This window comes from Maricaulis sp. (assembly GCF_039978735.1).
GTDB lineage: Bacteria > Pseudomonadota > Alphaproteobacteria > Caulobacterales > Maricaulaceae > Maricaulis.
Genome location: NZ_JBDWAS010000015.1, coordinates 167187 through 178417, shown reverse-complemented (window position 1 = coordinate 178417; position 11231 = coordinate 167187). Strand labels below are relative to the sequence as shown.

9 protein-coding genes and 1 tRNA gene are annotated in these 11231 nt (G+C 66.8%); 4 read left to right on the top strand and 6 right to left on the bottom strand.

Going from position 1 to position 11231, the window contains the following annotated elements; all coding sequences use genetic code 11:
• Positions 1-258: 258 nt before the first annotated feature.
• The 5 genes from ABJO18_RS05600 to glmU all read right to left on the bottom strand — a co-directional run bounded on the left by ABJO18_RS05600 (position 259) and on the right by glmU (position 6833).
• On the bottom strand, positions 259-1626 hold the full coding sequence (locus ABJO18_RS05600) for a 3-deoxy-7-phosphoheptulonate synthase class II (RefSeq protein WP_348508706.1): 1368 nt from the start codon (positions 1624-1626) through the stop codon (positions 259-261).
• A 1-nt stretch (position 1627) separates the two neighbouring features.
• Positions 1628-3016: a glutathione-disulfide reductase gene (gene gor, locus ABJO18_RS05595; RefSeq protein WP_348508707.1), complete on the bottom strand. Its 1389-nt coding sequence runs from the start codon at positions 3014-3016 to the stop codon at positions 1628-1630.
• A gap of 273 nt (positions 3017-3289) precedes the next feature.
• Positions 3290-3991 (bottom strand): ribose-5-phosphate isomerase RpiA, encoded by a 702-nt coding sequence (rpiA, locus tag ABJO18_RS05590; RefSeq protein ID WP_348508708.1) that lies wholly within the window; start codon positions 3989-3991, stop codon positions 3290-3292.
• Positions 3991-5478: an NAD-dependent succinate-semialdehyde dehydrogenase gene (locus ABJO18_RS05585; RefSeq protein WP_348515776.1), complete on the bottom strand. Its 1488-nt coding sequence runs from the start codon at positions 5476-5478 to the stop codon at positions 3991-3993. The genes rpiA and ABJO18_RS05585 overlap by 1 nt, the downstream gene beginning before the upstream one ends.
• Positions 5478-6833, bottom strand: coding sequence for a bifunctional UDP-N-acetylglucosamine diphosphorylase/glucosamine-1-phosphate N-acetyltransferase GlmU (gene glmU, locus ABJO18_RS05580; protein ID WP_348508710.1), 1356 nt, complete (start codon positions 6831-6833; stop codon positions 5478-5480). Before glmU ends, ABJO18_RS05585 begins: the two co-directional genes overlap by 1 nt.
• Before the next feature lie 111 nt (positions 6834-6944).
• On the opposite strand from glmU, the gene ABJO18_RS05575 reads away from it, so the two are divergent.
• Complete coding sequence (locus tag ABJO18_RS05575) at positions 6945-7634, top strand: HAD hydrolase-like protein (protein WP_348508711.1); 690 nt, start codon at positions 6945-6947, stop codon at positions 7632-7634.
• Here the strand turns inward: ABJO18_RS05575 and ABJO18_RS05570 are convergent, their stop codons facing one another.
• Positions 7635-7853, bottom strand: coding sequence for a phosphoglycolate phosphatase (locus tag ABJO18_RS05570; protein ID WP_203294309.1), 219 nt, complete (start codon positions 7851-7853; stop codon positions 7635-7637). It lies immediately after the preceding gene.
• 254 nt (positions 7854-8107) lie between these two features.
• Here ABJO18_RS05570 and ABJO18_RS05565 point away from each other — a divergent pair.
• From ABJO18_RS05565 to ABJO18_RS05555, 3 genes are all read left to right on the top strand, one after another.
• A tRNA-Val gene (locus ABJO18_RS05565) sits at positions 8108-8182 on the top strand.
• Between the two features lie 347 nt (positions 8183-8529).
• Positions 8530-9591 (top strand): extracellular solute-binding protein, encoded by a 1062-nt coding sequence (locus ABJO18_RS05560; RefSeq protein WP_348508712.1) that lies wholly within the window; start codon positions 8530-8532, stop codon positions 9589-9591.
• Positions 9588-11216 (top strand): iron ABC transporter permease, encoded by a 1629-nt coding sequence (locus ABJO18_RS05555; protein WP_348508713.1) that lies wholly within the window; start codon positions 9588-9590, stop codon positions 11214-11216. Before ABJO18_RS05560 ends, ABJO18_RS05555 begins: the two co-directional genes overlap by 4 nt.
• Positions 11217-11231 lie beyond the last annotated feature (15 nt).

Genomic DNA, 11231 nt, shown 5'->3' with positions numbered 1-11231 from the left:
TGCGGGCACCGTTTTTCTTTGGGCGGAGGAGCCCATCTAGCGCGAGGAGCTGGCCTACCCGGTTTCCCTGAACACCGTCATCCCACGGTCGGTGCGCAGCAGCGATCCGGGGGACCTCAGCCATCCTGTCGACAGGTGAGCGCAGGTCCCCCGGATGCCCTGCGGGCACCGTGGGATGACGGAGGGGTGAGAGGCAGGAAGAAAAAAAGGCGGAGCCCGGAGGCCCCGCCTGTGTTCGTTTTGCTGTCAGCGCGCCTGTCAGGCCGCAGCAGCGGAGTTGTTGCGGCGGACGCGCTTGAGCGATTCCGCGATGCGGAAGGCCATGTCGAGCGCCTGGTCGGCATTGAGGCGCGGATCGCACTGGGTGTGATAGCGCGCCGCCAGATCGGCCTCGGTGACCGGTTTCGCACCGCCGGTGCATTCGGTCACGTCGCGGCCGGTCATCTCGAAATGCACGCCGCCCGGATAGGCGCCCTCGGAGTAGAGCACATCCATGAAGCCTTCCAGCTCGGTCAGGATGCGGTCGAAATTCCGCGTCTTGTAGCCGCTGGACGCCTTGACGGTATTGCCGTGCATCGGATCGGACGACCAGACGACCTTGCGGCCGGCCTCGGTCACCGCCCGCGCCAGCGCCGGCAGGTTATTGCCGACATTGTCGGCACCCATGCGCACGATCAGCACCAGGCGGCCGGCCTCATTGTCCGGATTGATGGTATCGATCAGCGGCAGAAGCTCGTCCGCCGTCATGGTGGGACCGCACTTCACGCCAACCGGATTGGCGATGCCGCGGGCATATTCCAGATGCGCCCCGTCGAGCTGGCGGGTGCGCTCGCCGACCCAGATCATGTGGGCGGAGGTGGCATACCACTGCCCGGTATTCGGATCGCGCCGCGTCAGCGCCTCCTCGAAGGGCAGGTGCAGGGCTTCGTGGCTGGTGAAGAAGTCCACGGCTTCCAGCGACGGGGCAGAGTCCCGGCCGATGCCGCAGGCCTTCATGAAGTCCAGCGCCTCGGAAATCCGCACGGCCGTCTCGGCATAGCGTTCCGCCGCCGGGCTGTCCTTGACGAAATCCTGGGTCCACTGGTGGACATTGTGCAGGTCGGCATAACCGCCGGACGCAAAGGCGCGCAGCAGGTTGAGCGTCGAGGCCGACTGGTCATAGGCGCGGATCAGGCGTTTGGGATCCGGCTCGCGGGCCTCGGCCGTGAAGTCCACACCGTTGACGCTGTCGCCGCGATAGCTGGGCAGGGTGACCCCGTCGATCGTCTCGGTATCGGAGGAGCGCGGCTTGGCAAACTGCCCCGCCATGCGACCGACCTTCACCACCGGCTTGGAGGCGGCAAAGGTGAGCACCACCGCCATCTGCAGGAGGACGCGGAAGGTGTCGCGCACGCCTTCGGTGGAGAATTCGGTGAAGCTTTCCGCGCAATCGCCGCCCTGCAGGAGGAAGGCATTGCCGGCCGACACATCGGCCAGCTGGCGCCGCAGCTTGCGGGCCTCGCCGGCAAAGACGAGCGCGGGACGGGCGGACAGCTCGTCGATCGCGCCGGCCAGGGCGGCTTCATCCTTGTAGGTCGGCATTTGCTTGACGGGAAAGTCCCGCCAGGATTTCGGAGACCAGGTCATATCACTCAGCTGCTTTCAACTCGGGCGGTGTCCACTTCTCCTTCATGGTCACCAGTTCTTCGGCACTTGTCGGATGCACCGCACAGGCGGCATCGAATTGCGCCTTGGTCAGCTTCGCCTTCACGGCGATACCGGCCAGCTGGATCATCTCTGGCGCATCCGGTCCGACAATATGCACGCCCAACACCCGGTCTGTCTCCCCGTCGACAACAAGTTTCATCATCATGCGGGAGGCGTCGTTGGAGAATGACGCTTTCATCGGGCGGAAGGAGGTCTTGTAAATATCGACCTTGTCGAAGCTTTTCCGGGCCTGCGCCTCGGACAGGCCGACCGATCCGACCGGCGGCTGGGTGAACACGGCCGAGGCGATATCCTCGTGATCATAGGCCAGCGGCTGGCCGCCGAACACGGTCTGGGCGAAGGCCGCGCCCTCGCGGATCGCCACCGGCGTCAGATTGACCCGGTTGGTCACATCGCCCACGGCGTAGATGTTTTCGGACGAGGTCTGCGAATACGCATCCACCTTGATGGCTCCGGCCTCGTCCAGTTCGACCCCGGCCTTGTCCAGGCCCAGATCGGCGACATGGGGATTGCGGCCGATGGCATACATCACGATGTCGGTATCGACGTGGTGGCCATTATCGAGATGCACCCGCTTGCGGCCATCCTCGAGCTGTTCGATCTTTTCGAAGACGGTGTGCGTGATCACCCGCACGCCCGACCGCACCAGCTCCTCGTGCACGGTGGCGCGGATATCGTCGTCAAACCCGCGCAGCACGGTTTCGCCGCGATAGACCTGGCAGACCTCCGATCCCAGCCCGGCGAAGATCTGGGCGAACTCGCAGGCGATATAGCCGCCGCCGGCGATCACGACATGCTTGGGCAATTCTTCCAGATGGAAAGCCTCGTTGGAGGTGATGCCCAGCTCGGCGCCCTCGATATCCGGCACGAAGGGCGTACCGCCGACCGCGATCAGGATCTTGTCGGCGGTGACCGTGCGATCCGATTTCACCAGACGGATCGTGTGCGCATCTTCCAGCACGGCCCGGTCCTCGATCGTGTCGACACCGGAATTGTTGAGATTGCGCTCATAGATGCCCGACAGGCGGTCGATCTCATTGTCCTTGGCGGCGATCAGCTTTTCCCAGCTGAATGCGGTCTCGCCGACCGTCCAGCCATAGCCCTCGGCCAGTTTGAACGTCTTGGAGAACTCGCTGGCATAGACCAGGAGTTTCTTGGGCACACAGCCGCGGATCACGCAGGTGCCGCCGAACCGGTATTCCTCGGCAATCGCCACCTTGCCGGCGCCATGCTGCTTGGCCATCCGCGCCGCACGCACACCGCCGGACCCGGCACCGATGACGAAAAGATCGTAGTCGTAACTGCTCATGGGTCAGCGCCCTTGTCTTGCTGTCCATCCGGGGCGCTGCGCCCCGATCTGTTGTGTCTGCGGCCATCTGTTCGACGACCGATAACGCCTGTCATCCCGGACGCATGCCCGGCCTTGAGCCGGGCGTAGATCCGGGACCCATAATCCCGGTGTGAAACCAGCTTCCGCCAAAGCCGAGCCTGCTTTCGGCCAGCATCGATGCGTATGGGTCCCGGCTCTGCGCCCCGCTTTCGCGGGGCATTCGGCCGGGATGACAACACATCAATGGATGACCTAAAGCTCCATCACCCGCGCTTCATTGTCCTCGCCGACGATCACCACCCGGGCGAGGCCCAGGAAGAGACCGTGTTCGACGACGCCCGGGATCTCCTTGAGATACCGGTCGGCCAGGGCCGCGTCGGGAATGGCGCTGCAGGCGCAGTCGAGAATGTAGTGACCGCCATCCGTGATCAAAGGGGCCAGACCGTCACCCTTGCGGCGCAATTGCACATCGGGCGCCGCCACACCGGCCTTTTTCAGCGCGTCATAGATCTGCTTGGCCGTGAGCGAGAAGCCGAAGGGGTCGACCTCGACCGGCAGCGGGAATTTGCCCAGCGTGTCGACCAGCTTGCTCTCGTCGACCATGACCACCATCAGGTCGGAGGCATGGGCGATGATCTTCTCGCGCAGGAGGCAGGCGCCGCCGCCCTTGATCAGCTGGAAGCGTCCGTCGACCTCGTCGGCCCCGTCAATGGTGACGGCGAGATGATCGACATGGTCGACCTCGATCAGCGGCACGCCGTTCTCGCGGGCGACCTCGGCGGTGCGCTGTGACGTCGGCACACCGCGCACATCGAGACCGTCCTTGATGCGCTCGCCCAGCAGGCGCAGGAAAATCTCCGCCGTCGAGCCGGAGCCCAGCCCCAGCGTCATGCCGCTCTCGACATAACCCAGCGCCGCCGCAGCGGCATGGGCCTTCTGGCGTTCTGCGCCCATCAGCCAACCCCGCCGAGCAGCACGTATTTAAGCTCGGTGAACTCTTCCACGCCCCACTTGCCGCCTTCGCGGCCGATGCCGCTTTCCTTCACCCCGCCGAACGGGGTGGAGGCAGCGCCGACCATCGGCGCATTGACGCCGATCATGCCGTACTCGATGCCTTCGGTGATGCGGTGCACGCGGTTGACGTCCTGGGTGTAGATATAGGCCGCCAGCCCGTAGGGCGTGTCATTGGCCAGCTTGATGATGTCGGCTTCGCTCTCGACGCGGTAGACCGAGGCAACCGGGCCGAAGATCTCGTTGCAGGCGACATCCATTTTCGGATCGCCGCCATCGATCAGGGTCGGCGCATAGAAAGCCCCGCCCAGCTCGCCGTCCAGGCGCTTGCCGCCGGTGACAATGCGGGCGCCGGCCTCGCGGGCCTGCTGCACCAGCTTGTCGACGCGGGTCACCGCTTCCATGTGCACCAGCGGGCCCAGATCGCTGTCATCGGCGAAACCGTCGCCGGCCTTGAGCTTGGACACGCGCGCCTCCAGCGCCGCGACGAGTTTGTCGGCAATCGCCGGCTGGGCGATGATCCGGTTGGCCGAGACGCAGGTCTGGCCGGAAACGCGGAATTTCGAGGCGATCACGCCATCGGCCGCCTTCTCGATGTCGGCATCGTCCATGACGATAAAGGGCGCATTACCGCCCAGCTCCAGCGCGACGCGCTTCACACCGTCAGCGGCCTGGCGCATCAGCAGCTTGCCCACCTGGGTCGAGCCGGTGAAGCCGATCATGCGCACTTCCGGCGAACCGGTGAGCACCGGCCCGATCTTCTGGGCATCGCCGCAGATCACGTTGAACACGCCGTCGGGAATGCCCGCGCGCTTGGCCAGCTCGGCCAGGGCGAGCGCAGAGAGCGGCGTTTCCGGGGCAGGCTTGATCACCATGGTGCAGCCGGCCGCCAGGGCGGGCGCACACTTGCGGGTGATCATGGCATTGGGGAAATTCCACGGCGTGATACAGCCGACGACGCCGACCGGCTGACGGATCGTCCAGCCGCGCGAGCCCGGGAAGGGCGTGGCAAGCGTTTCGCCATGGATGCGCTTGGCTTCCTCGGCCGACCATTCGATGAAGCCGGCGCCATAGACCACCTCGCCCATCGCTTCGCGATAGGTCTTGCCCATTTCCAGCGTGATCAGCTTGGCCAGGTCGGACTGGTTGGCGAGGATCAGGTCGTACCATTTCATCAGCAGCTTGGCGCGCTCGAAGGGCGAGACCTTCTTCCAGGTCTCGAAGGCTTCCGCGGCCCTGGCGACCGCCTGGCGGGCACCGGCCTCGCCGACATCGCCAACGGTCGCGATAACCTGGTTGTTCGCCGGATTGGTGACCTCGAAGGCGGCCGAACCGGCCACCCACTCACCGCCGATAAAGCTCTCGCTGCGGAAGAGGCTCTTGTCCGTCAGGCGGTCCGAGACGGTTTCGGGGCGGTCGATTACGGTCATCACAGGCTCTCCTTCTTGGCCTTGCGGGCTTCCTTGGCGGCGCGGAAACGGGCCGCCCACCCGGATTTGGTGGTCATCGGCGTGCGCGCAAGGGCCAGCGCATCCGCCTCCACATTCTCGGTCACGATGGTCCCGGTGCCCGTGAAGGCGCCAGCACCGACGGTGACAGGCGCCACCAGGCAGGTATTGGAGCCGATAAAGGCGCCCTCGCCCACCACGGTGCGGTGCTTGTCGTATCCGTCATAATTACAGGTGATCGTGCCCGCTCCGATATTGGCGTTCGCGCCGATGCTCGCATCCCCGATATAGGTGAGATGCGAGACCTTGGCGCCCTCGCCCAGCTGCGACTTTTTCACTTCCACGAAATTGCCGACCTTGGCACCGGCCCCCAGCTCGGCGCCGGGACGCAGGCGGGCATAGGGGCCGACACTGGCGCCCTGCGCCACGCTGGCCCCTTCCAGATGCGAGAAGGCGTGGATGACGGCATCCTCGCCGATCGTGACACCGGGGCCGAACACGACATTCGGTTCAACGATCACATCGCGGGCAATCTGCGTGTCGTGGGAGAAGAAGACCGTTTCCGGCGCGACCAGCGTCACCCCGTCCGCCATGGCCTGTTTGCGCATGCGGGCCTGGAAGGCGGCTTCGGCCTCGGCCAGATCGCCGCGCGAGTTGACGCCCAGCACTTCGCCCGCATCGGCCTTCACCACGACGGCTTTCAGACCGCGCGCGCGCGCCAGGCCCACGACATCGGTGAGATAGTATTCGCCATTGGCATTATCGTTGCCGACCTCGCCCAGCAATTCCAGCAGCAGCGGCGCCGGGGCAGCCAGCACGCCGGAATTGACCAGGCGCACGGCGCGTTCGGCCTCGCTGGCATCCTTGTACTCGACGATGCGGTCGAGATTGCCCTCGCCATCCGTGATCAGGCGTCCATAGGCGGCCGGATCCTCCGGCTCGAAGCCGAGCACGGCGACCGAAGCCCCGCCTTCCAGCGCAGCGAAGACCTTCGCAACGGTGTCCGGCGTGATCAGCGGCGTGTCGGCATAGAGCACGATCGCCGCGCCCTCGACATCCGCCAGCGCCTCGCGCGCGGCGAGCACGGCATGGCCGGTCCCCTTGGGCGGATCCTGCAGCGCGGTCTGGGTGCCCAGCGCCTCGGCAGCGGTCTTCACGGCCGGCGAATGCGCGCCATAAACAGTAACGATCCGGTCCGCCCCGCTCTTGCGGGCCAGGTCGACCGACCAGTCCAGCATCGGACGGCCGCCGACGCTGTGCAGCACCTTGACCGTCTTGGACTTCATCCGCGTGCCCTGACCGGCAGCGAGAATGATGGCGGCACGGGAATGAGACATGGATCGTCCTGTCGCGAGAATCTGCACCTGTGTCTGTCAGGCGCTATAGCCTATCGGGCCGGGGCACGTAACCATGCTTGCGAGCCCGTGAGGGGCAGAAGGATGCAGATCATGCTGGAGACAGGCCAGGCCGCCCTGTTCGAGAATGCCGCCATTGCCTTCGACCTCGACGGCACGCTGGTCGACACGGCGCCCGATCTGGTGCGCGCCCTCAATGCCGTGATCGTGCCGCGCGGCCTGCCGGCCGTGCCGCTGGCGGATGTGCGGGCCATGGTCGGCCGCGGCGCGCGCGTGCTGCTGGAACGCGCCCATGCCCGCAGCGGCGCCGAGATGCAGGACGGCGACGCGCTGGTCGCGGAATTCATCGAGATCTACAAGGCCGATGTCGCCGCCGAGAGCCGGGCCTTTCCCGGCGTCGAGGACACGCTGGCCTGGCTGAAGGAGGCCGGGGCGCGCCTGTCGGTGTGCACCAACAAGCCCTCCGTCCTGTCCGACCTGCTGATCGCGGAACTGGGGCTGGCGGACTATTTCGAGCGGATTGTCGGGCCGGAGCGCACCTCGGCGAAGAAGCCGGATGCGGCGCATCTGCGCGATTCGCTGGGAGGGGCGTTTGCGCGGGCGGCGCTGATCGGCGACAGCGCGCCGGACGTCGGCTCGGCCCGGGCGGCGGGCCTGCCCGTCATCGTGATGAGCTATGGCTATAGCGAAAACCCGGCCGGCTCGCTGGGAGCCGACCGGGTTCTTCATGCATTTGGCGATGTACCGCGGGCGCTGGCCGAGATCTGGCAGCGCGCCAGCTGATTACGCCGTGCGACGCTCGCGACCGGTATCGTTGGCCGGACGGGTCGGCATGCCGTTGACGAGGTTGGACCGGACGTCGGTGCGCGCGGAGCGCATGGCCGGCATGAAACCGGCTTCGACGAGGTCGACACTTACATCATAGCCGCGCTCGGCCCAGTAGGCTTCAATTCGCGCTTTGAGACGGCGAGCGCCTTCGGGCGTGCACAGATCGTTGCTCATTAACAAAACCTCCTAGTCGACCGAAGCTTCCCTCGGCCGGGAATTGTGTCCAATCGAGTGATTGACAGGACGGGCCTTCAATGGCCCCGAACCCAGCTTGGGGCAGGCTGATATATGGGCCCGGCGCTTATGACGAGACCATGACGGTGTGGCAAGTTGTCGCACCTGCGGCGTATCCGATCTGCACTTCAACTTCCACATGTAGTTGACCGGCGCCAAGAGCCTGCTTATACGGCGCCCTCCGACTATGGATCGGGCGATTAGCTCAGCGGGAGAGCACCTCGTTCACACCGAGGGGGTCACTGGTTCAATCCCAGTATCGCCCACCACCCTTCGCCCTGCGGGCTTCGGGTGGCAAGCCACCCGCAGCGCGCACCCGGGCGAAGAGGTGTCGCCCGAAGCTTCAGCGAAGGGGGACCGGCCGCGACACGCGCAATTCCCCTCAGCCTTAGAGTGGCAAGCCACCCGCAGCGCGCACCCCGGGCGAAGCGGTGCCCTCCGAAGCCTTGGCGAAGGAGGGCATGTTTGCGACACGCGCAATTTCCTTCGGCCATCGACTGCCAGCCCCCCCCCCCCCCCTGCGTCACCCCACCGCACCGGTTTCCTGCGGCAATAACTTGCGAAACATTCGCAAGAGTGGCAGGGATGCGGAGACTGCAAGGAAAACGGGTGACACATGAATTATGCCAAGCTCCTGGCCGCCGGCGCGCTCAGCGTCCTCGCCGCTGCCTGCTCCCAGCCTGACACCCCTGCCGATGCCGGCAGCGAACAGGCCGGCGCGCCGCGCGTGGTGAATGTCTACAGCGCGCGCCACTATCGCAGCGATGCGGCGATCTATGCGGCCTTCACCGAGCAGACCGGCATCGAGGTCAACCTGATCGAGGCCAATGGCGACCAGCTGATCGAGCGCGTGCGCGCCGACGGCCCGCGCAGCCCGGCCGATGTCATCATCACGGTCGACGCCGCCCGCCTGCACCGCGCCGAGGAAGCCGGCCTGTTCGCGCAGAGCGATTTCTCCGAATTCACGCCGGAGATCGCGGACAATCTGATCGACCCGGATGGCTACTGGATCGCCATCGCCAAGCGCGCCCGCGTGCTGGCCTATTCCAACCAGCGCGTCCAGCCGGACGAGGTCACCACCTATGAGGATCTCGCCGATCCGCGCTGGGAAGGCCGGATCTGCGTGCGCGAGAGCGGCAATGCCTATAACCAGTCCCTGCTCGCCTCCATGGTCGCGCGCCTGGGCGAGGAGGAGGCCGAGGCCTGGGCCGCCGGCATCGTCGCCAACATGGCCCGCCCGCCCCAGGGCGGCGACATCACGCAGATCATTGGCGTGGCCGCCGGCGATTGCGATATCGCCATTACCAATCACTACTACTACCTGCTGATGCAGAATTCCGGCGAGGCCGCCAATCGCGCCGCCGCCGAGGCCGTCACCCTGTTCTTCCCGAACCAGGAGACCTCCGGCGCCCATGTGAACATTTCCGGGGCCGGCATTGCCGTGAACGCGCCGCATCCGGAAGAAGCCCGCGAACTGATCGCCTTCTTCCTGTCGGACGAGGCCCAGCGCATGTTCGCCGAGATGACCAATGAAATCCCGGTCGTCGAGGGCGTGGAATGGGAGAATGAGCGTCTGGACGCCGTGATGCCCTTCGTCGCGGATACCCGCAATGTCTCCGAACTGGGCGACCACAACGCCACCGCCCAGCGCATCTTCGACCGCGTCGGCTGGCAGTGACGCCAGCAGCCAGGCAGGGCGGCCGGCTGCCGGATCGCGCGACCGCGCTCGCGATCCTGGCAGCCCTGGTCTGTGCAGCGCCGGTGTTTGCCGTCGCCTGGATCGCCGTGACCGGTGAGACGGGCGACTATCTCGCCCACCTCGCGCGCACGCGCCTGCCTGTCTATCTGGTCAATTCCGCCCTCGTCGCGCTGATCGCGGCGGGCGGCGCCGGGCTGATCGGCACCGTGCTGGGCTGGCTCGTGGCACGGACCGAGTTTCCCGGCCGCGCCCTGTTCAGCTGGGTGCTGATCCTGCCGCTGGCCGTGCCGGCCTATGTCGCCGCCTATGCCTGGCTCGATCTCAGCCAGGCCGGCGGACCGCTGCACGCAGCGACGGCCGGCCTCTTCCCCACCGTGCGCGGCGCCTGGGGGGCGGGGCTGATGTTCGCCCTCGTGCTCTACCCCTATGTCTACCTGCTCGCACGCGACACGTTTACCGGCCAGTCCGCCGACGCCTACAACGCCGCCCGCACGCTGGGCGCGGGACCGTTCAGCGCCTTTGCCCGCACCTCGCTGCCGATGGCACGGCCGGCCCTGGCGGCGGGTCTTGCCCTGGTGATGATGGAAAGCCTGGCGGACTATGGCACCGTCTCCTATCTCGGCGCGCCGACGCTCTCGATCGGGCTGGTGCGCGCCTGGAGCGGGGCGGGATCGCTGGTCGATGCGGCCCGCCTCTCCCTCATCCTCGTCGCCGTCGCCCTGATCGTGTTCGGCCTGGAACGCGCCCAGCGCAGCCGCGCGCGCTCGCACGCCGCCTCGGGACGCCACCGTCCGGCGCCGCGCTTCCATCTCTCGCGGACACAGGGCCTCGCCGCCGCGCTGGCCTGCCTCGTCCCGCTCGCTCTGGGCCTGATCGTCCCGCTGGCGCGTCTGGGCTGGCTGGCGCTGAACGAACAGCCCGCGCCGGGCCTCCTGCCCGCCAGCTGGCACAGCCTCACCCTCGCCGCGATCAGCGCCGTGCTGGCGGCGGGCCTGGGCCTGTCGACCGCCTATGCCCTGCGCGGCCGGACCTTTATCGCCACCGCCTCGGCGCGCGCGGCGGGGCTGGGCTATGCCGTGCCCGGCGCGGTGGCGGCGGTGGGCGTGATCGCCATCCTGTCGGGCACCCAGGCGCTGATCGACCCGGCCTGGCAGTCGGTCACGGGCGAGGTCTTCCCCGTCCTGCTGACCGGCGGCGCTGCGGCCCTGATCTTCGCCTATCTCTCGCGCTTTGCGGCCGCCGCGATCGGACCGTCCGAAGCCGCCCTCGCCCGCGTCACGCCGGCGCTGGACGGCGCCGCACGCACGCTGGGCGCCACGCGGGGCGAGACCGTGCGCCGCGTCCACTGGCCGCTGATCGCCGCGGGCGTTACCTCGGCCGGCCTGCTGGTCTTCGTCGAAGTGCTCAAGGAATTGCCGGCGACGATGATCCTGCGCCCCTTCAATTACGACACGCTCGCCATCATCGCCCACAATTACGCCAGCGACGAACGCCTGGGCGAGGCGGCACTGCCCTCCCTCCTCATTCCGCTGGTCGCCCTGCTTCCCATGATCTTCGTCGCCCGCTACCTCTCGCGGGCACGCTCTTCTTCGGGCCAGGTCTAGGCGGGACGGCATGAC